Origin of the sequence: Kitasatospora sp. NPDC093806, from assembly GCF_040683335.1 — a bacterium.
In the GTDB taxonomy this organism is placed as follows: Bacteria; Actinomycetota; Actinomycetes; order Streptomycetales; family Streptomycetaceae; genus Kitasatospora.
Genome location: NZ_JBFBDO010000132.1, coordinates 1 through 19,710 on the forward strand (window position 1 = coordinate 1; position 19,710 = coordinate 19,710).

A 19,710-nucleotide genomic window follows, 5' to 3' on the forward strand; every position below is an offset into this window, starting at 1 on the left:
GGTCGGACTCCGCGGCCGGCCCCGGCACCCGTGCCACCTCCGCCGCGGCGGGCGCCCAGCGCCGGCGCCGCGCCACCAGCGTGCCCAGCCGCTCCACCGCGGGCTGGGTGTACCGCGCGGCCAGCGGCCCGGTGACCACCAGGATCAGCACGTACGCCGTCGCCAGCGGCCCGAGTCCGGGCTCGATGCCGGCCGTGACGGCCAGCCCGGCGATCACGATCGAGAACTCGCCCCGGGACACCAGCGCCCCGCCGGCCCGCCAGCGGCCGCGGGTGGCGATCCCCGCCCGTCGGGCCGCCCAGTACCCGGTGGCGACCTTGGTGAGCGCGGTCACCGCGGCCAGCAGCAGGGCGGGCAGCAGCACCGGCGGGATGCTGGTCGGGTCGGTGCTCAGGCCGAAGAAGACGAAGAACACCGCGGCGAAGAGGTCCCGCAGCGGGCTGAGCAGGGTGTGCGCGCCCTCGGCCGCCTCGCCGGACAGCGCGATGCCGACCAGGAACGCGCCGACCGCCGCCGACACCTGGAGCTGCTGCGCGATGCCCGCGACCAGCAGGGTCAGCCCGAGCACCACCAGCAGCAGCTTCTCCGGGTCGTCGTGCGAGACGAACCGGGAGATCAGCCGCCCGTAACGGAGCGCGACGAACAGCACCGCGCCGGCCGTGGCGAGCGCGATGGCGAGGGTGATCGAACCGGCGACGAGCCCCGCCCCGGCCAGCAGGGCGGTCAGGATCGGCAGGTAGACCGCCATCGCCAGGTCCTCCAGCACCAGGATGCTGAGGATCACCGGGGTCTCCCGGTTGCCGAGCCGCCCGAGGTCGCCGAGCACCTTGGCGATGACCCCCGAGGAGGAGATCCAGGTGACGCCGGCCAGCACCACGGCCGCCACCGGGCCCCAGCCGAGCAGCAGCGCGGCGGCCGCGCCGGGTACCGCGTTGAGCAGGAAGTCGACCGCGCCGGCCGGGTACTGGGCCTTGAGATTGGTGACCAGGTCGGCGGCGGTGTACTCCAGACCCAGCATCAGCAGCAGCAGGACGACGCCGATCTCGGCGCCGGTGGCCACGAACTCCTCGCTGGCGCTCAGCGGCAGCAGTCCGCCGGTGCCGAAGGCCAGCCCGCCGAGCAGGTAGAGCGGGATCGGCGAGAAGCCGTACCGCCCGGCTATCCGGCCGAGCAGGCCGAGGACCAGGATGACCGAGCCCAGTTCGATGAAGACCTTCGCGGTGTGCACCCGATCACCCCCGGTCCAGGATCGCCGCGGCCGCGTCCACGCCCTCGCGGGTGCCGATCACGATCAGGGTGTCGCCGCCGGCCAGCCGGAAGTCGGGCGCGGGGGAGGGGACGGCGCCGGTGCGGCGCAGCACGGCGACGATCGAGGCGCCGGTCTCGGTGCGCATCCGGGTCTCGCCGAGCAGCCGCCCGTTCCAGTACGAGGCGCCGTCGACCGGGAGCCGCTCGGCGACCAGGCCGAGGTCGGTGGTGTGCAGCAGCGCCGGGTTGTGGTGAGCCGGCGTCAGGGCGTCGACCAGGGCGGCGGACTCCTCGGCGGTCAGCCGGAAGGCCTGGGAGCAGGCGTCGGGGTCGTCGGAGCGGTAGACGTTGAGACTGCGGGCGCCGTCCCGGTGGGCGATCACGGACAGGTGCCGCTGTTCTCGGGTGGTGAGGTCGTACTGGACACCGACACCGGGGAGCGGGGTGGTCCGGACACGGGGGATCGACACGGCGGCTGTCCTCTCGTCAGGGGCGAACACGCAACCGGTCTCATAGTAATGAGTATGTAAAGTCCGAAAATGACACCCCGATCCGTGCGCGCCTGGAAAAGGTGCGCGCACGGACCGGGGAGAGGGAGAGGGAGGGGCGGCGGGCCTACTGGGGCGGCTGGTCGTTCCGCAGCTGGTCCTTGAGCTTGTCCTGGGCCATGTCGACCTGGCTGCTGTACTTGCCCTGCGTGCGCTCGTCGACCATGTCGCCGGCCTTGTCCACGCCGCGCTCGGCCTGGTCCTCGTGGCCCTTGAGCATCTGCTTGAGCTTATCCAACACGGACATGTGGTCACACTCCTGGATGAGACGGCCCCACTCCCTCCAGCATCACCGCAGTCCCGGGTGTCCGCATCCGGTCAGCTTGCGCGCCGGGGTTGGCAAGGAGTCGCCGAACATGTCAAATCGGGAGTCCCACGGACCCTTGGAAGGACACGCCTTGAACGCTCGGACCGGTCGCCCGGCCGCCACGCCCCGCTCCCTGGCCGTTCCCGCCCGTCGGACCGGTGTCCCCACCCGCCGGGCGGCGGGGGCCGCGCTCGCGGTGGCGGCGCTGGTGACCCCGCTGCTGCTGGTCGGCACCGGCAGCGCCAGCGCCGATCCGGACCCGGCCCGCAAGGGTGCCAAGCTGGCCGAGCGGCTGATCGAGGACAGCAGCGCCGACAACGCCTTCAAGACCCTGGAGGCGTTCCAGCGGTTCGCCGACCGCAACGGCGGCACCCGGGTGGCGGGCGCGCGCGGGCACGAGCAGTCCGCCCAGTACGTCTACGAGCAGGCCCGCCGGGCCGGGCTCAAGGTGTCCAAGCAGGAGTTCGAGTACACCTTCTTCCAGGCGCTGTCCGAGCGGCTCGCGGTGACCTCCCCGCAGGCCGAGGACGTCGCGATCAAGGCGATGACCTACTCGGCGGGCGGCCCCGCCGCCGGCCTGACCGCGCAGCTCGCGGTCGTCCCGGTGGACGCCACCACCGGCTGCGAGGCCGCCGACTACGCGGCCGGCGCCTTCACCGGCCGGATCGCCCTGATCAAGCGCGGCGGCTGCAGCTTCGCGGTCAAGCAGGCCGCGGCGGCGGACGCGGGCGCGATCGGCGCGGTGATCTACAACAACACCGACGGCGACCTCAACGGCACCCTGGGCGACCCGGGCGCCGGGCGGGTCCCGACCGGCGGCATCACCAAGGCCGCCGGCGAGGCGCTGGCCGCCAAGGCCGCGGCCGGCCCGGTCACCGTCACCCTGGACATCCGCACCTTCATGGAGAAGCGCAAGACCTGGAACGTCCTCGCCGAGACCCGCGGCGGCGACGAGAACAACACCGTCGTCATCGGCTCCCACCTCGACTCGGTGCCGGCCGGCCCCGGCATCAACGACAACGGCTCCGGCTCGGCCGGCATCCTGGAGGTCGCCAAGAACCTCGGCACCCGGCCGGTCAAGAACAAGGTGCGGTTCGCTTGGTGGTCCGCCGAGGAGTTCGGCCTCAAGGGCTCCGAGGCCTACGTCAAGGCGCTCTCCGAGGCCGACAAGAAGAAGATCAAGCTCTACCTGAACTTCGACATGATCGCCTCGCCCAACTCCGCCCAGTTCGTCTACGACGGCGACGACTCCGACCACGTCGGCTCCGGCCCCGGCCCGGACGGCTCCGCCCAGCTGGAGCGGCACATCACCGACTTCCTGGACGACTGGGGCGTCCCGCACGAGGGCACCGACTTCACCGGCCGCTCCGACTACGGACCGTTCATCGACGCCGGCATCCCGGCCGGCGGCACCGACACCGGCGCCGAGGTGATCAAGTCCGCGGCCCAGGCGGCGCGCTACGGCGGCACCGCCGGCCAGGCCTTCGACCCGTGCTACCACAAGGCCTGCGACGACCTGAACAACCTCGACCTGTCCGCCTTCGACCTCAACATCGACGTGATCGCCGACTCCGTCGGCCTCTACGCCTGGGACCTCTCCTCGCTGCACGCGCCGGTCCCGCCGCAGCACACCGACGGCCAGGCCGGCAGTGGCGGCGGCCTGCAGGAGGGCCACGCCCACGAGGTCGAGGCCTGACCCGGCACGCTTGAGGTCTGACCCGGTTCCGCCCGGTTCCCCCCGCTTTCCACGGCGGGGAGGACCGGGCGGCACCCCGGACGGGTGTCCGATTACCGGGGTCCGATGGGTGCGCCGCGCGGTGGCCTGACACCATGGCACGGAGATCACGACACCGTGACACCCTCGGAGGAATCAGCACCATGAGCAGCACGCACTACGACGTCGTCGTTCTCGGCGCGGGTCCCGGCGGCTACACCGCGGCCGTCCGCTCCGCCCAGCTCGGCCTGAAGGTCGCCGTCGTCGAGTCGAAGTACTGGGGCGGGGTCTGCCTGAACGTCGGCTGCATCCCCTCCAAGGCGCTGCTGCGCAACGCGGAGCTCGCGCACATCGTCACCAAGGAGGCGAAGACCTTCGGCATCAAGATCGAGGGCCAGGTCACCTTCGACTACAGCGAGGCGTTCAAGCGCAGCCGCGGCGTCGCCGACGGCCGCGTCAAGGGCGTCCACTACCTGATGAAGAAGAACGGCATCACCGAGTACGACGGCCGCGGCACCTTCGTCGACGACCACACCCTGCAGGTCGCGCTGAACGGCGGCGGCTTCGAGGTCGTCACCTTCGACCACTGCATCATCGCCGCCGGCGCCACCACCCGGCTGCTGCCGGGCACCAGCCTGAGCGACCGCGTGGTCACCTACGAGGAGCAGATCCTCACCGAGGAGCTGCCCGGCAGCATCATCATCGCCGGGGCCGGCGCGATCGGCGTCGAGTTCGCCTACGTGCTGCACAACTACGGCGTGCAGGTCACCATCGTCGAGTTCCTCGACCGGATGGTGCCGCTGGAGGACGTCGAGGTCTCCACCGAGCTCGCCAAGCAGTACCGCAAGCTCGGCATCCAGGTGCTCACCTCGACCCGGGTGGACTCGATCGACGACAAGGACCCGGCCGCCAAGGTCAAGGTCACCGTCACCACCAAGGACGGTCAGCAGCAGGTGCTGGAGGCCGACAAGGTGCTCCAGGCGATCGGCTTCGCGCCGCGCGTGCAGGGCTACGGCCTGGAGAACACCGGAGTCAAGCTCACCGAGCGCAACGCGATCGCGGTCGACGGCCGCGGCCGGACCAACGTCCCGCACATCTTCGCCATCGGCGACGTCACCGCCAAGCTGATGCTGGCGCACGCCGCCGAGTCGATGGCCGTGATCGCGGCCGAGACCATCGGCGACGTGGAGACCATGGAGCTGGACTTCGCGATGATCCCGCGCGCGACGTACTGCCAGCCGCAGATCGCGAGCTTCGGCTACACCGAGGCGCAGGCCCGTGACCTCGGCTACGACGTCAAGGTCTCGAAGTTCCCGTTCACCGCCAACGGCAAGGCCCACGGCCTCGGCCACCCGATCGGCTTCGTCAAGGTGATCAGCGACGGCACGTACGGCGAGCTGCTCGGCGCGCACCTGATCGGCCCCGAGGTCACCGAGCTGCTGCCGGAGCTGACGCTGGCCCAGCAGTGGGACCTCACCGTCCACGAGGTCGCCCGCAACGTGCACGCCCACCCGACCCTGGGCGAGGCGGTCAAGGAGGCGATCCACGGGCTGGCCGGTCACATGATCAACATGTGATCATCCCACTCGTTTCGCCGGGTCCGTCCCGGCGGGAGCCGTCGCTCCCGCCGGGACGGACCCGTTTCGGGGCGCCGGGACGGACCCGTCTCAGGGTGCCGGGGACGGCGGGCGCTCGAAGAAGGACTCCAGGACGACGGTCGCCTGGGTCCCGCACACGCCGTCGATCGCGTAGAGGCGGCGCAGCACGTCCTGGAGCTGCTCGGTGGTCGCCGTCCGCACCTTGACCAGGACCGAGGCGCTGCCGGCGATGACGTGCGCCTCCTCGATCTCGGGGATGGCGGCGAACGCCGCGGCCGACTCGCCCATCCAGGCCGACGAGTCGACCATCACGAAGGCCAGGACGCCCAGCCCGAGGCTCTTCGGGTCGACCTCCACCGTCGTGCGGCGGACCACGCCGCGCTCCCGCAGCTTGCGGACCCGCTCGTGGGCGGCCGCGGTGGACAGCCCCACGGCCTTGCCGAGGGCCGCGTACGCCTGTCCGGCGTCCTGTTGAAGCAGGGTCAGCAGCGCGCGGTCGGTGTCGTCCAGGTTCTCGATGCCCATGGTGGAACCATATCCGGTTCTGCCATACTCCAGTCCGTCGGAACAGCATTCGGCAATCAGGGATTGGGTGTGGATGATGTCTGGTGAGATCGAGTTCGGGCTGTACGAGATCCTGGATGACCGCTTCCGCCGCTGCACCTACGGGGACAGCCGGCTGGAGCGGCTGCACGGGGACTGCCGCTGGGCCGAGGGCCCGCTCTACCTGCCCGCCTGGCGCCAGGTGGTGTGGAGCGACATCCCCAACGACCGCCTGCTGCGCTGGGACGAGGCCACCGGCACGGTCGGCGTCTTCCGCGACCGGGCCGGCCACAGCAATGGCAACACCCTCGACCGCGAGGGCCGGCTGATCAGCTGCGAGCAGGGCGGCCGCCGCGTCACCCGCACCGAGCACGACGGCACGGTCACCGTCCTCGCCGAGCACTACCAGGGACGGCGGCTCAACTCGCCCAACGACGCGGTGGTCCGCTCCGACGGCGCGATCTGGTTCTCCGACCCGGACTTCGGCATCACCAGCGACTACGAGGGCCACCGCGCCGCGAGCGAGATCGGCGCCTGCCACGTCTACCGGATCGACCCGGACAGCGGCGAGGTGCAGCTCGCCGCCAACGGCTTCAAGGGGCCGAACGGGATCATCCTCTCGCTCGACGAGCAGCGGCTCTACGTCTCCGACAGCCGCGCCGCGCAGATCCGGGTCTTCGACATCGCCGAGGACGGCACCCTCGGCAACGACCGGGTCTTCGTCAAGGGCACCGGCGGCGTCCGCTTCGACAACATCCGCTTCGACGACGAGGGCCGGCTCTGGGCGGCGGCCTTCGGCGACGGCATCCACTGCTACGACCCGGACGGCACCCTGATCGGCCGTCTGCTCGTCCCCGAGCCGGTCTCCAACCTCACCTTCGGCGGCCCGAAGAACAACCGCCTCTTCATCACCGCCACCACCTCCCTGTACTCGCTGGTCGTGTCGATCACCGGCACCCACCGGGTCCGCCGCCCGGCCTGACCGACCGCCGCCGCCGAACCGGTGGCGGGGCCGATCGGGTGGCGCCGGACCGCGGTCCGGCGCCGCCGGGGCGGGCGCACCGGCCCGGCACCGCATCGTGTGCGAAACACCCCCTCCGTCACGAGGAGCGCACATGCCGAACCCGAGACAGCGCCGATGTCCGCGCGGGCCGCGGATCCTGGTCGCCCTGCTGACCGCCCTGCTCCTGCCCGCCGGCTGGGCCGGCGCCGCCCAGGCCGACCCGCCGCACCACCGGGACCTGCGGCCCGACCTCCACGGCACCGCCCTCGCCTGGGGCGGCAACGACTACGGCCAGCTCGGCGACGGCACCACCGTCGGCGGGCGCACCACACCCGGCCAGGTCTGCGGAGCGGCCCCGTGCACCAAGCCGCTCAAGGACCTGGTCGCGGTGGCGGCCGGACTCCTGCACAGCGTCGCCCTGCGCTCCGACGGCACCGTGGTCAGCTGGGGCTACAACCAGGAGGGCCAGCTCGGCGACGGCACCACCGGCACCCGCATCACCCCGACCCGGGTCTGCGCCGTCGGCCGGACCGCACCGTGCACCGCCTACCTGGACGACGTCGTCGCGGTGGCCGCCGGGGAGTTCCACTCGATGGCGCTGCGGGCCGACGGCACCGTCGTCGCCTGGGGACTCAACAGCTCCGGCCAGCTCGGCGACGGCAGCACCGACAGCAGCCCGGTGCCGGTCGAGGTCCGCACCGGTGGCGTAGTCGCGATCTCGGCGGGGGCCGGCCACAGCCTGGCCCTGACCACGGACGGCTTCGTCCAGGCGTGGGGGAGCAACTCCCACGGCCAGCTCGGCGACGGCGGCACCACCGACCGCAGCCTCCCCTACACGGTCTGCCTCGACGACTTCTGCGACCCGCGCGACCAGGTGACCGCCATCGCGGCCGGCGGGGACCGCAGCGTCGCGCTGCGCCACGAGGGCAGGGTCATGGCCTGGGGGGAGAACACCTTCGGGCAGCTCGGCGACGGCACCACCACCGACCGGACGCTGCCGGTCTGGGTCTGCGCCACCGGCGCGAGTGCGCCCTGCGAGACCTCCGCGACCATCCTCGGCGGCGTCACGGCGATCGCCTCGGGTCAGGGCCACACCCTGGCGCTGCGCTCCGACGGCACCCTGCGCAGCTGGGGGATCAACGGCTACGGGCAGCTCGGCGACGGCACCTCCACGGACCGGAGCACCCCGGTCCGGGTCTGTGCCGGGAACGCCACGGCGCCGTGCGACACCTTCCAGAGCGGCATCGGCGCGATCGCCGCGGGCTTCGAGTTCAGCCTCGCGCTGAAGTCCGACGGCGGGGTCCGGGCCTGGGGGAACAACGACAACGGCCAGCTCGGCGACGGCACCCGGCTCTACCGGACGGTCCCGGTCCGGGTCTGCGCGCCCGGCGGGAGCGCCCCCTGCGACACGCCGCTCGGCGGGGTGGGCGCCATCGCCGCCGGGCGTGACCACACCCTCGCCGTGGTCCGCTCCTGAGCACGTGCCGGGTCCTGCTCCCGGGCCCCTCGCGCACACGAGGGGCCCGGGAGCGGCCGGTCAGCCGACCGGCCAGCCGTCCACGGTGGTGACGGTGCGGTGGTACGGGCCGTCCGGCCCGGTGCTGCGGTAGTCCTCCGTCGAGCCGCCGGTGCGGACGGTGGCGTCGCCGTCGTGCCGGTGGGCGGTGGGGCGGAGGGTGTGGTCGACGGTGGCGCGGTCGGTGACCCGGGCACCGGTCGCCGTGGTGGCCTCCCGGTGGTAGCCGAGGTCCATGGTGGTGCGCTGGTCGGTGTTGCCGGCGGCGTCCGTGGTGTACCGGTAGTCGACGTCCAGCGGCTGGCCCTCGTGGACGGTGGTGGTGCGGCGCGGGCCGGAGCCCCAGGTCGCGGTGGTGCGGGTGGCGTCGGTCCGGTTGCGCAGGGTCAGGTCGTTGCCGTTGTCCCGGAACCGCTGGGTGGACCCGAAGACGAGGTCGTCGCGGACCTCGGTGGTGACCCGGCCGTGCGAGGTCTGCACCCAGCCCCGGGCGACGTCGTGCCGGGCCGCGGTGACGGTCCAGTCGCCGCTGCCGCCGCCGTGGTCGGCGAGGCCGGTGCCGAGCGCGGCCTCGGGGGCGACCCGGTACTCGGTGAGACCGCCGGTGGTGCGGGTGGCGCCGTGGTCGGTCTCGGCGAAGAGGTTGAGCTGGCCGGTCCACAGGTCGTTGCCACGGGCCTCGGCGGCGTTGACGGTGATCCCGACCTGGTGCGGCCTCCCGTCCACCAGCAGTCCGACGTAGGGCGTGAGGTCCACCCGGTAGGCGGGCAGGTCGAAGGCGAAGATGCCCGGGGTGGGCCGCCAGAGCAGCGGGTCCCAGCCGCCGGTGTAGATCACCGGGTACGGCCAGACCGCGCCGACCACCCGGCCGTCCACGCTGAGCCGCAGTTCCCGGAACGGCCCCTTGCCGCAGGCGCCGGTACCGGGGTTGGCGCGGGCGAACTCCTCGGGGGCGGAGGCGTACGCGAACTCCTCGCAGGCCCCGCCGCCCCGCGCGTACACCTCGGCGGTGAGCCGTTCCAGGTTCGGCGGGAAGGTGAGCTCGCGGGTGGCGGCGGGGGCGGCCTGGCTGAGCCCGAACGGCCCGGTGGTGAGCAGCCGGTCGGCGGTGTGGGCGGCGGGCCAGCGGGCGGAGGCGGTGTAGAAGGTGAGGCTCGCGGAGATCCGGAACACGCCGGTGTAGGTCTCGTTGGTGACGTTGGCCAGGTCGAAGGCGAAGGGCTGCGGCCCGGCCGCGAACAGCGGGGCGTAGCGGGTGACGTCCCGTTCGAGGGACCACTCGATGCCGTCCTTGGACGGCTCGGGGGTGGAGGAGAGCAGGACCTGGACGCCGCCGACGCGGACGGTGAACAGCCGGTCGAACTGCCGTCCGGCGACCGAGCCGTGCAGGTCCAGGACGACCTTCGACCAGGGGCCCGCACAGTCGGCGGGTGGGGTGACGGAGCCGCTGAACGGGGTGTCCGGCGGGCTCCCGTAGCCGTCCCGGAACGGCTGGTCGTGCATCACCTCGACGGTGCAGGAACGGGTGTCCGGCCTGGTCAGCGGCTGGGCGGCGGTGAACGGGTCGTGGTAGTCGGTGCCGAAGTCGGCGTGCGCGGGCCCGGCGGCCGCCAGCGCCCCCGTGAGGGCGAGGACGGCGGCGCCGGCCAGGCGGCCGACGCGGTGGATCCAGGGGTGGACGGCCAACGGTGTCCCTCTCTCGGGCGGTGGACGGTCCCGGCATCCTCGCGGTGATGGCATGCCACCGTCAACAGTGATGGGGGGCTGTGGGGGCCTTGGTCCGCGGCGGCAGAATGACGGTGTGACGGACACCATCCTCAACCTCTGGCGTCAACCGCTCACCGCGGTGCCCGAATCCCTCTGGGACCGCACCGACCTGACGGTGCTGATCCTCGCCGACACCGGCCTCACCGAACTGCCGCCCGCCATCGGCCGGCTGCGCCGACTGCACACCCTCGACCTCGGACACAACCGGCTCACCGCCGTGCCGGCGGAGCTCGGCGACACCGGCCTCACCGACTTCCTCTACCTGCACGACAACGCGCTCACCCGCCTCCCGGCCGCGCTCGGGCGGCTCGGCGCGCTGCGCTACCTCAACATCGGCGAGAACCCGATCGCCGAACTCCCCGACGAACTCGGCGGACTGACCGCGCTCGTCGAACTCCGCGCCCAGCACAACCGGCTCACCGCCCTGCCCGAGACCCTCGGCGAGCTCCGCTCGCTGCGCGAACTCTGGCTGCGCGGGAACGCGTTGACCGAGCTCCCGGCCGGTTTCGCCCGGCTCACCGAGCTGCGCGAACTCGAACTGCGGGAGAACGCGCTCACCGCCGTCCCGCCCGAGCTGGCCGGACTGCCCCTGCTGCGCCGGCTCGACCTGCGCGGCAACCGGATCACCGAACTGCCGGAGTGGCTGGCCGGGCTGCCCGCGCTGGAGAAGCTCGACCTGCGCTGGAACGACGTCACGCCGCCGCCCGGGCTGCTCGCCGCCCTGACGGCGCGCGGCTGCGTGGTGCTGCACTGAGCGGCTGCGGTTTTCGGGGGCGCGGGAAAACCCTTCGCCCGCCGCGCGGCTGCCTGTTAGCGTCGTGAGCATGAAGCGCGCCGCAGCCGTCCTCACGACGACGCCGGAGAGAGTCCCGGCGCGCTGACTGCTGACCCAGTTCGAAGCCCCGGGGCGAGTGCCCCGGGGCTTCGTCGTTCCGGTCCACTCGCCCGCACACCCGAGTGGAGACCGCCACCATGCCCAGCGACCTCGTTCCCGCCGCCCCCGCCCCCGTGCCCGCCGCTCCCGCGTCCGGGCGGTCGGCCCCCGACCACCGCCGACTCGGCCGTGAGCTCGAACTCTTCGACACCGACCCGCTGATCGGCTCCGGCCTGCCGTACTGGCTGCCCGACGGCGCCGCGATCCGGCACGCCCTGGAGGAGTTCATCCGCGGCCGGGAGCGGCGCGCCGGCTACCGCCACGTCTACTCGCCGGTGCTCGGCAAGCGCGAGCTGTACGAGATCTCCGGCCACTGGGAGCACTACCGGGAGGACATGTTCCCGCCCATGGACCTGGGGGCCGAACAGGTGGTGCTGCGGCCGAGCCTCTGTCCGCACCACGCGCTGATCTACCGCTCGCGGGCCCGGAGCCACCGGGAACTGCCGCTGCGGATCGCCGAACTGGGCGGCATGCACCGCTCCGAGCCGTCCGGGGTGCTGGGCGGGCTGACCCGGGTGCGGGCGATCCAGTTGAACGACGCGCACATCTTCTGCACCCCCGAGCAGGCCGCCGACGAGGCGGTGGCCGCGCTGCGGCTGATCGGCGAGGCGCACCGGGCCCTCGGCATCCGCCCGGTCCGGTACCGGCTCTCGCTGCCCGGCGAGGGCGGCAAGTACGTGGCCGCCCCCGAGCTGTGGGAGCGCTCGGTCGCGCTGCTGACCGAGGTACTGGAGCGCTCGGGCGTGCCGTTCGAGGCGGCGGAGGGGGAGGCCGCGTTCTACGGGCCGAAGATCGACGTGCAGATCGCCGACGCCGCCGGACGCGAGTCCACCCTCTCCACCGTCCAGATCGACTTCCACCAGCCGGAGCGGTTCGGCCTCCGGTACATCGGGCCGGACGGGCGCCGGCACCGGCCGGTGATGGTCCACCGCAGCGTGATCGGCAGCGTGGAACGGGTGGTCGCGCACCTGATCGAGCTGTACGGCGGCGCCTTCCCGGCCTGGCTGGCGCCGACCCAGCTGGTGCTGCTGCCGCTCTCCGAGGGCGAGCGGGAAGCGGCCGAGCGGCTGCGCGAGCGCTGTCTCGACCTCGGGCTGCGGGTCGAGGTCGCCGGGCCCGAGCGCGGCAGCCTGGGCGCCCGGATCCGGGCGGCGCGGCTGGTGCCGTACCAGGCGGTCATCGGTCCGCGGGAGGCGGCGGACGGCTTGGTCGCGCTGCGGCTGCGCGACGGCCGCCGGCCCGCACCGCTGCCGGCCGCCGAGGCGCTGGACCGGATCGGCGCGCTGGTCGACGTGTGCAGCCCGGAGCTGTGGGACTGATCGGGAGGGCTGATCGGGCTTCAGTACGACTGGAGCTCGATCAGCCGCCCCTCCGGGTCGCGCAGGTGGGCGGTGCGCAGGTTCGGCCCCCACTCCGGTCGGTCGGTGGGGTCGACGGCCGGCGTGCCGCCGTGGCGCAGGCAGAGGTCGAGGGCCCGGTCCACGTCGTCGACCCGGAACACCAGCATCGCGCCGTCCTGGGCGGCGGCGACCGGCGCGGAGGGCAGCGCCGCCGTGCCGACGGTGGCGGCGAGCCCGCCCCGGTCGAACAGCGCGAGCAGCGCCTGGTCGGCGAGGTCCCAGTTGGCGTACGGGCCCTCGGGGGCGCCCTTGACCAGGACGGCGCCGGTCAGGGCCGGCAGGACGGCGTCGTAGAAGCCGAAGCAGGCGGGGAAGTCGGCGACGAGCAGGCGGTGGTACAGGGCGTCCATGGCCGGGGCTCCCTCGGGCGGGACGGTGGGTGGCCGTCCGGGTGACGAAATAGTGGGTCGGCACCCACTATAGGGGTCGACCCTAGACTTCTCCCATGGCCTCCGACGATCCGACCCGTACGCCGCCGACGCTGCTGGACCTCAGCACCTATCTGCTCTCCAAGACCGGCAAGACCGCCCGCGGCCGGCTGGCCGAGCGGCTCGCCCGGCGCGGTCTGCAGCTCTGGGACATGGCCGTGCTCGCCGCGCTCGCCGACTTCGGGCCGCACGCGCAGCGCGATCTGGTCCGCCGGCTCGGTGTGGACCCGAGCGACCTGGCCAAGGTCGCCGACCAGCTGGCCGCCGCCGGGTACGTGGAACGGGCCCGGGACACCGTGGACCGGCGGCGGGTCTCGGTCACCGTCACCGACGCCGGCCGGGCCCTGTTGGCCGAGCTGCGCGCCGAGGCGCTCGCCGTGCAGGACGAGGTGCTCGCGCCGCTGGACCCGGGGGAGCGGCGGGTGCTGCACGAACTGCTCGCCCGGATCCACCAGGGGCTGCCGGGCGCGCCCTGAGTCGCACCGAACGCGTACCGGCCTCCACCTCGGCGCTCTGCCGCGAGCACCTGCGCACCTGTCCCGCCGACCGGCGGGCGTCGGGGGAGAGCACTGTCTCAGCTTTGAACGTGAGACGCCGATAAAGGGCCAGCTCAACGGTGTGAGACGCCGCGTGGGACGGCCGGCGGCGCGGCTGCGGCCCCGGGACCGCGTCGCGGCGGGACAGACTCGTGCCTGAGAGCCCGTCACATCCGGCGGTGCTCCTGAGCGCTCGAAACACTGGGGGGACCCATGAAGATCGCCCGTAAGCTCGCGACGGCCGCCGTCACCATCGGTATGGCGATGACCGCCGTCATCGGCACCACCACCGCCGCCGATGCGTCGCCCAGGGCTCCCTACGTCGGCTACGGCTACGCGGAGTACGGGAGCGGCGTGTGGTGCGTCCAGCACCTCCTCAACCACAACGGGGAGTACTACGGCGGCGTCTCCGAGGACAGCTACTGGGGCCCGAAGACCGAGGCTGCGGTCAAGGGGTTCCAGAACTACCTCAAGCAGTCGGGCCGCTCGCCCAGGATCGCGGTCGACGGCATCGTGGGCCAGGACACCGGCTGGTGGCTGCTGTACCTGAACAAGGACGGCTACGGCTACGGCAACGGCAGCAACGGCTACTGCTGGAACTACGTCCCGAGCAGCTTCTAGCCAGTGGTCCCGGACGGTCCCGACAGACCCGTCGGGACCGTCCGGGGCAGCCGGGTGCCGTCGCGAAGCACGCCGGGGGACGCGCTGCCGTGCTCGCCGGAGCGGGGCTCAGCCGAGCGGCAGCGGGCGGCGTGCCCCGGCGAACTCGCCGGACCAGCGCGGCAGGTCGAACACCCCCTCCAGGCGGGCCACCAGGGTGCCGGTGTGCTCGGCGTGGATCATCGCGCCGTCGCCGACCCAGACGCCCACGTGGTGCAGCGGCGCGTCCGGGCGGGAGAAGAACAGCAGGTCGCCGGGGAGCAGCTCGGCCCGGGGCACCGGGGCGGAGCGGTGGTACTGGGCGACCGTGTAGTGCGCGAGCTCCACGTCGCCGCCGCTCGCCCGGTACCAGCAGTGCAGGGACAGGCCGCTGCAGTCGAAGCCGACCGTGCTCTCGCCGAGGCACTGGCCGTTGAGGTAGCCGTTCTCCTCGTCGCAGAAGCCGAGGCTCGCGCCCATCCGGTCCCCGCCGCCCCAGGCGTACGGCACCCCGATCTGCGCGGCGGCCACGGCGGCGACCCGGCGGCCGAGGGAGAGCTCCGGGCTGTCGGGCCGGGAGCGGGTGGACGTGGACGGTGGCGTGGACGTGGACGTGGTCGCGGGCACGGCGGCGGCGGATCCGGTGCCCAGGGCCGGGGCGACTCCGGCGCCCAGCGCCAGGCCCAGCACCCGTCGGCGTCCCAATCCCTGGGCGGGCGGCGGAAACAGCACGGGGACCTCCTCGGTCGTCGGCGAACCACCAGGATCCCGGCCGGAGTCGGGGCTCCGCCATCACCCGGAACGGTGAATTCGCCGGAGTCGGGCCCGAGTTCGCCCGGGGTGGTGCCGTAAATCGATTGACGGGCCTCCGAAGGGGCGCGAACGATGATCCCGGCACGACCGAACGACCATCCGGGAGGCACCCATGGGCAGCGCCGTCAGGCTGATCCGCAACCACCGGCTGACCCAGGCCGTGGACTACGCCTACGCGGCCGCCGTCGACGCCCCGGTCCGCTCGCTCTGGCTGGCCGGCGCCTGCCCGCTCGACACCGAGGGGCGCACGGTGGCGGTGGGCGACTACGTCGGCCAGGCCCACCAGGTGATGCGCAACCTCGTCACCGTGCTGGAGGGCGAGGGTGCGGCGCTCACCGACCTGGTCCGCACCACGGTCTACGTCGCCTCCGACCGGCAGAGCGACCTGGGGGCCGTCTGGGAGGTCTACCGCGAGTACCTCGGCGAGCACGACGTGCCGAGCACGCTGCTCGGGGTCTCCGTCCTCGGGTACCACGACCAGCTGGTCGAGGTGGAGGGGGTCGCCGTGCTGGGCTGACGGGGCGGGGGAGTTCACCCGGCGGACGGTCGGACGGAGGGCTGCGTTCAGACCGGACCGCACGGTCGGTATTCTGTGACGCCGAGTGTCCGGACGGCAGCTCTGGGGTGTGTGCCCAGGGCGGTCGGCGGCGCTGGGTAAGATACGGGCTGTTTGGTTTTGTTTTCGGTGTGTGCGGGGGTGGTCGTGGTGGCGCGACAGGAGCGGGCGCTGCGGACGCGGCGACTGATTCTGGAGGCCGCGGCCTCCGTGTTCGACGAATGCGGGTACGAGGGCGCGACCATCGGCGAGGTGGTGGCCAGGGCGGGTGTGACCCGCGGGGCCGTCTACTTCCACTTCGCCTCCAAGCGCGACCTGGCACACGGCGTCATCGAGGAGCAGTACGCCAGCGAGGCGGTCCCGGAACGCGTCTGCAAGCTGCAGGAGTTCGTGGACACCGGGATGGTCGTCACGCATCTGCTGCCGATCGACCCGATGCTCAGCGCCGGCGTGCGGCTCTCGGTGGACCAGGGCGCGGACGGCCACCTCGGTGTGGACGCGGCGCCGGGCTGGATCGCCAGGCTGGAGCGGGTGCTGGTGGCGGCGGGGGAGCGCGGCGAGCTCCTGCCGCACGTGGTGCCGGCCGACACGGCCGGGCTGATGACGGCCTCCTGGGTGGGCGTGCAGCTCCAGTCGCAGCGCTTCACCGGCCGGGCCGACCTCGCCGACCGGGTCGCGACGCTGTACCGGCACCTGATGCCGAGCATCGCCGTCCCCGGGGTGCTGGCCAGCCTCGACCTGGCCCCGGACCGCGGTGCGCGGGTCGTCGCCGAGATGGCGGCCGCCGCTGCCGCCGACGCCGGCGCGACCGAAGCGGGAGCCGGCCAGTCGGCCCGGGCGACGACCAAGGAGCCGGCCGCGAAGCCCGCCGGTGGAACCGGGAGCGAAACCGGGAGCGGAACCGCTGGCGAGCGGGAAGCCGTGGCCGCCGAATGATACGGCGCATCCGGTTTGCGAGCCGCGGCGACCGGCCCACAGCCGGTTCCGGAGCGTAGCCACCGGGCGTCGGCCGGCCCAACGCGCCACGGCCGCCGGTGGGCTGGCGCACCGTCGGCCGCCGGTGACGCGCCGTCGGCCGGCCGACGGCGGACCGGCGGTGCCCACCCCCGGTCCGCCCGGTCCGCGCGGTCCGACGGGTCAGCCCAGGGTGCGGAGCGCGTCCAGCACGTCCAGGCCGAGGTCCGGCGCGGCCTCCTCCGGGAGGCTCACCGAGATCCGGGTGGCCAGGCCCGCGTACCGCCGGTGGATCTCCCGCGCGACCTCCCCGACCTCGCCCACCACCGCGAAGGTGTCGAGCACCCGGTCGTCGATCAGCGCGGCCATCTCCGGCCACCGGCCGCGCACCGACAGCCGGTGCAGTTCCTCGTGCAACTCCTCCCAGCCGTGCTGTGCCAGTACCGGCCGGTAGGCGGGCGTGGAGGCGTAGAAGGCGAGCCGGGCGCGGATCCCCGCCAGGTTGGCCCGCAGCTCCTCCTCGGTGCGGCCGGTCGCGGTGAGCACGCTGCCGACCACCTCGAACGGCCGCCCGGTCCAGACCGCGCCCTCGGCCTCGGCCCGCTCGCGCTCCTCGGCGAGGGCGGGCAGCACCTGCTCGGTCAGATAGGCGACCGAGGTGAACGGGTGGCTGAGGAAGCCGTCGGCGACCGCCCCGGCGGTGCGGACCATCAGCGGCCCGACGCCCGCCAGCAGGATGCGCGGCACCCCGGCCGGGACCGGGTCGGGGGAGAAGACCGGCGTCATCACCGTGTGCGTGTAGAAGTCGCCGCGGAAGCGCAGCCGCTCGCCGGTCTGCCAGCTGTGCCAGATCGCCCGCACCGCGTGGACGTACTCGCGCATCCGCGCGGCCGGCCGGTCCCAGGGCATGCCGAAGCGCTTCTCGATGTGCGGCTTGACCTGTGAGCCGAGCCCGATGACGGCCCGCCCGCCGGAGGCCTCGTGCAGGCCCCAGGCCTGGTAGGCGAGCGTCATCGGCGTCCGGGCGAGCGCGACCGCGACGCCGGTGGCCAGCTCGATCGAGCTGGTCCGGTCGGCGGCCCGGGCCAGCTGGAGGAACGGGTCGTAGGCGGTCTCGGAGACCACCAGCCGGTCCGCGCCCCGCCGCTCGGCCTGCTCGGCGGCGTCGAGGATGCCGGCCGGGTGCGCGGAGGCGAGGGCGTCGAGGCGGAAGGCGGGGGCCTGCGGGCGGTCCATGCTGGGGCTCCTGGTCGGGCGGCTGCGGGCAGAGCGGGTGCGACGGACAAGTGCGGCGAACAGGGGACCGTCGCCCCGGTAGCCTCCCACGCCGCCACCGGCGCCGCCGCCCCGGACCGGGCCTCGGCGGCACGCCCGCACCGTCCGCCGCCGTCCGCCCCACCTGCGCGTTCCCGCCGGAACCGGTTCGCTCGGGAACGCCCGGCCGGGGAGGGTCGACCAGACCTCGGCGGCCGCCGTCAACCTCTCTCTTCGCAGGTTCCCGGTTCCGCCCGGCCCCGGTTGTATGGCCGCTGGCAACAGTGACCGCACGGTGGAGGGGACCCGATGGGCGTGTTCGGTGCACGGGGGCGGACGGCGGCGGAGCCGGTGCGACGCCGCCCGCAGCGCGGTCCGGCGGCGCGCCGGCTGACGGTCCTCGCCACCGGCGCGGCGCTGCTCGCCGTCGGCGGCTGGCTCTGGGGTGCGGCGGACCCGCAGCCCGCCGGGCGCGGCCCGACCGGCCCGGTCCGCAAGCCGACCGAGGAGGAGCTGGACGTCCTCCACCGCGCGGAACAGCTGCTGATCCGCGACTGCATGAAGGACCGCGGGTTCTCCTACTTCCCGGTGCCGCGCCGCCCGTCGGCCGACTACCGCGACTTCCCCTACCTGGTGGACGACGTGGAGTGGGCCAGGGCCAACGGCTACGGGCGGGGCATCGAACGGCGCCTCGACGAGGAGGACGCGGCGGGCCCGCGCACCGCGTACTACCGCAGCCTGCCGCCCGAGCGGGCGCAGGAGCTCGGCACCGCGCTCAACGGCCCGTCCCCCACCGGGCTGGAGGTCGCGAACCCGGTCGGCGGCCGGCTCACCCACAGCGACCAGGGGTGTGCCGCCGAGGCCTGGCAGCGGTTGTACGGGGATGCGCGGGCCTGGTTCGGCTCCAGCGAGGTGGTGAACAACCTGTTCGGCATCCGGGCCGGCCGGGTGACCCAGGACCCGGCCTACCGGGACGCCACCGCGGCTTGGAGCGCCTGCGTCGGCGGCCGGGGCCACCCGGCCGACGACCCGCGCAAGCTGCGCGCCGCCCGGCTGGCCGTCCAGGGCCCCGAGGCCGAGGCGGGCGACGTCCCGGTGGCCGTCGCCGAGGCGGAGTGCGCCGGTTCCTCCGGTCTCGCCGCCACGGTGGCGGCGCTGGACCGGCGGTACGCGGACGCCGTCCGGGCCGAGCACCGGGCCGCCTTCGACACCATGTGGCGCCTGCAGACCGCGGCGCTGCCCACAGCTCGCGAGGTGGCCGCACGCGGCTGACCTCGCGATCCGCAAGACGCACCACAACGCACCACAGTGCATCACAACGCACGACAAGGCACGACAACGCACCACAACGCACGACAAGGCACGTTCCACGTTCCACGAGAAGAGGAGCAACAGGGATGGGCAAGTTCAGGAAGGCCCTCGCCGGTCTCGTCATCGCCGGCACCGCGGTCCTCGCGGTGCCCGGCGTCGCGCAGGCCGACGGCGGCTGCGGGTGGACCAACTTCTGTGCCTACTCGGACGACTACGGCTACACCTACCAGAACGCCGGCAACTCCGGCGACTGGCCGTACCAGGTGAAGAACAAGGTCGACTGGGTCGGCAACAACGGCGCGCCCGGCGGCCGCGACAAGGTCAACATCTACTGGGGTACCGCGGCCGAGAACTACGGGGCGTACGCCTGCATCGGCTACGGCACCTCGTGGAACCTGCGCGGCAACGGCTACCACTACAGCTGGACCCGCGGCGGCGACTCCCGCGGCCTGGGCGAGAGCGTGCACGACAACGCGGCCTCGCACAGCTGGGTCTACTCCTGCGGCAACAACACCTGGTAGTCACGACCGGGTGGGACGAGCACGCTGCGGCGCGCCGGCGCCGGCCGGGGCGCCGGCGCGGGCGGGGGCCGGCCACCCGTGAGCGGGGGGCGTGGGCGGTGGTGGTCAGCAGTGGAACAA

The 19,710-nt window shown here is 73.5% G+C and carries 20 protein-coding genes; 12 read left to right on the top strand and 8 right to left on the bottom strand.

Annotated elements, in window-relative coordinates; genetic code table 11:
- From AB0N76_RS35355 to AB0N76_RS35365, 3 genes are all read right to left on the bottom strand, one after another.
- Positions 1-1,228: cation:proton antiporter (locus AB0N76_RS35355; RefSeq protein WP_363564409.1), on the bottom strand; the 1,228-nt coding region annotated here is incomplete at its 3' end.
- A 4-nt stretch (positions 1,229-1,232) separates the two neighbouring features.
- Complete coding sequence (locus AB0N76_RS35360) at positions 1,233-1,718, bottom strand: TrkA C-terminal domain-containing protein (RefSeq protein ID WP_363564411.1); 486 nt, start codon at positions 1,716-1,718, stop codon at positions 1,233-1,235.
- A 145-nt stretch (positions 1,719-1,863) separates the two neighbouring features.
- Positions 1,864-2,043 carry an antitoxin gene (locus tag AB0N76_RS35365; protein ID WP_363564413.1) on the bottom strand — a complete coding sequence of 60 codons (180 nt, stop codon included), beginning with the start codon at positions 2,041-2,043 and terminating at the stop codon, positions 1,864-1,866.
- A gap of 268 nt (positions 2,044-2,311) precedes the next feature.
- On the opposite strand from AB0N76_RS35365, the gene AB0N76_RS35370 reads away from it, so the two are divergent.
- Entirely contained in the window at positions 2,312-3,799 is a 1,488-nt protein-coding gene (locus AB0N76_RS35370; protein ID WP_363564443.1) for a M28 family metallopeptidase, read from the top strand.
- A 182-nt stretch (positions 3,800-3,981) separates the two neighbouring features.
- Entirely contained in the window at positions 3,982-5,394 is a 1,413-nt protein-coding gene (lpdA, locus tag AB0N76_RS35375) for a dihydrolipoyl dehydrogenase (protein ID WP_363564415.1), read from the top strand.
- A 90-nt stretch (positions 5,395-5,484) separates the two neighbouring features.
- On the opposite strand, the gene AB0N76_RS35380 is transcribed toward lpdA, so the two are convergent.
- The gene (locus AB0N76_RS35380) at positions 5,485-5,925 is read right to left on the bottom strand and encodes an Lrp/AsnC family transcriptional regulator (protein ID WP_363564445.1); all 441 of its coding nucleotides are present in this window, start codon (positions 5,923-5,925) and stop codon (positions 5,485-5,487) included.
- A gap of 91 nt (positions 5,926-6,016) precedes the next feature.
- Here AB0N76_RS35380 and AB0N76_RS35385 point away from each other — a divergent pair, with 91 nt between their 5' ends.
- Both AB0N76_RS35385 and AB0N76_RS35390 read left to right on the top strand, forming a co-directional pair.
- Complete coding sequence (locus AB0N76_RS35385; protein WP_363564447.1) at positions 6,017-6,940, top strand: SMP-30/gluconolactonase/LRE family protein; 924 nt, start codon at positions 6,017-6,019, stop codon at positions 6,938-6,940.
- Between the two features lie 133 nt (positions 6,941-7,073).
- The gene (locus tag AB0N76_RS35390; protein WP_363564417.1) at positions 7,074-8,438 is read left to right on the top strand and encodes a hypothetical protein; all 1,365 of its coding nucleotides are present in this window, start codon (positions 7,074-7,076) and stop codon (positions 8,436-8,438) included.
- A gap of 60 nt (positions 8,439-8,498) precedes the next feature.
- Here the strand turns inward: AB0N76_RS35390 and AB0N76_RS35395 are convergent, their stop codons facing one another.
- The gene (locus AB0N76_RS35395) at positions 8,499-10,163 is read right to left on the bottom strand and encodes a peptide-N4-asparagine amidase (protein ID WP_363564419.1); all 1,665 of its coding nucleotides are present in this window, start codon (positions 10,161-10,163) and stop codon (positions 8,499-8,501) included.
- A gap of 115 nt (positions 10,164-10,278) precedes the next feature.
- On the opposite strand from AB0N76_RS35395, the gene AB0N76_RS35400 reads away from it, so the two are divergent.
- Together AB0N76_RS35400 and thrS are read left to right on the top strand one after the other, a co-directional pair.
- The gene (locus AB0N76_RS35400) at positions 10,279-10,998 is read left to right on the top strand and encodes a leucine-rich repeat domain-containing protein (RefSeq protein ID WP_363564421.1); all 720 of its coding nucleotides are present in this window, start codon (positions 10,279-10,281) and stop codon (positions 10,996-10,998) included.
- 218 nt (positions 10,999-11,216) lie between these two features.
- Positions 11,217-12,497 carry a threonine--tRNA ligase gene (thrS, locus tag AB0N76_RS35405; protein WP_363564423.1) on the top strand — a complete coding sequence of 427 codons (1,281 nt, stop codon included), beginning with the start codon at positions 11,217-11,219 and terminating at the stop codon, positions 12,495-12,497.
- Between the two features lie 20 nt (positions 12,498-12,517).
- On the opposite strand, the gene AB0N76_RS35410 is transcribed toward thrS, so the two are convergent.
- Positions 12,518-12,928: a VOC family protein gene (locus tag AB0N76_RS35410; protein WP_363564425.1), complete on the bottom strand. Its 411-nt coding sequence runs from the start codon at positions 12,926-12,928 to the stop codon at positions 12,518-12,520.
- 95 nt (positions 12,929-13,023) lie between these two features.
- Between AB0N76_RS35410 and AB0N76_RS35415 the strand changes: the two genes are divergently transcribed.
- Together AB0N76_RS35415 and AB0N76_RS35420 are read left to right on the top strand one after the other, a co-directional pair.
- The gene (locus AB0N76_RS35415) at positions 13,024-13,482 is read left to right on the top strand and encodes a MarR family winged helix-turn-helix transcriptional regulator (protein WP_363564427.1); all 459 of its coding nucleotides are present in this window, start codon (positions 13,024-13,026) and stop codon (positions 13,480-13,482) included.
- A 273-nt stretch (positions 13,483-13,755) separates the two neighbouring features.
- Positions 13,756-14,163, top strand: a complete 408-nt coding sequence (locus AB0N76_RS35420) for a peptidoglycan-binding domain-containing protein (protein WP_363564429.1) — start codon at positions 13,756-13,758, stop codon at positions 14,161-14,163.
- Between the two features lie 108 nt (positions 14,164-14,271).
- Here the strand turns inward: AB0N76_RS35420 and AB0N76_RS35425 are convergent, their stop codons facing one another.
- A complete protein-coding gene (locus tag AB0N76_RS35425; RefSeq protein ID WP_363564431.1) occupies positions 14,272-14,913 on the bottom strand; it encodes an NlpC/P60 family protein in 642 nt (213 codons plus the stop codon).
- A gap of 193 nt (positions 14,914-15,106) precedes the next feature.
- On the opposite strand from AB0N76_RS35425, the gene AB0N76_RS35430 reads away from it, so the two are divergent.
- Positions 15,107-15,511 (top strand): Rid family hydrolase, encoded by a 405-nt coding sequence (locus AB0N76_RS35430; protein ID WP_363564433.1) that lies wholly within the window; start codon positions 15,107-15,109, stop codon positions 15,509-15,511.
- Positions 15,512-15,700: 189 nt separating this feature from the next.
- The gene (locus tag AB0N76_RS35435) at positions 15,701-16,486 is read left to right on the top strand and encodes a ScbR family autoregulator-binding transcription factor (RefSeq protein WP_363564435.1); all 786 of its coding nucleotides are present in this window, start codon (positions 15,701-15,703) and stop codon (positions 16,484-16,486) included.
- A gap of 201 nt (positions 16,487-16,687) precedes the next feature.
- Here the strand turns inward: AB0N76_RS35435 and AB0N76_RS35440 are convergent, their stop codons facing one another.
- Positions 16,688-17,740 (bottom strand): TIGR03617 family F420-dependent LLM class oxidoreductase, encoded by a 1,053-nt coding sequence (locus AB0N76_RS35440; RefSeq protein ID WP_363564437.1) that lies wholly within the window; start codon positions 17,738-17,740, stop codon positions 16,688-16,690.
- A gap of 327 nt (positions 17,741-18,067) precedes the next feature.
- Here AB0N76_RS35440 and AB0N76_RS35445 point away from each other — a divergent pair, with 327 nt between their 5' ends.
- Both AB0N76_RS35445 and AB0N76_RS35450 read left to right on the top strand, forming a co-directional pair.
- A complete protein-coding gene (locus tag AB0N76_RS35445) occupies positions 18,068-19,030 on the top strand; it encodes a hypothetical protein (protein WP_363564439.1) in 963 nt (320 codons plus the stop codon).
- A gap of 125 nt (positions 19,031-19,155) precedes the next feature.
- Positions 19,156-19,590, top strand: coding sequence for a hypothetical protein (locus AB0N76_RS35450; protein WP_363564441.1), 435 nt, complete (start codon positions 19,156-19,158; stop codon positions 19,588-19,590).
- The last annotated feature ends 120 nt before the right edge of the window (positions 19,591-19,710 follow it).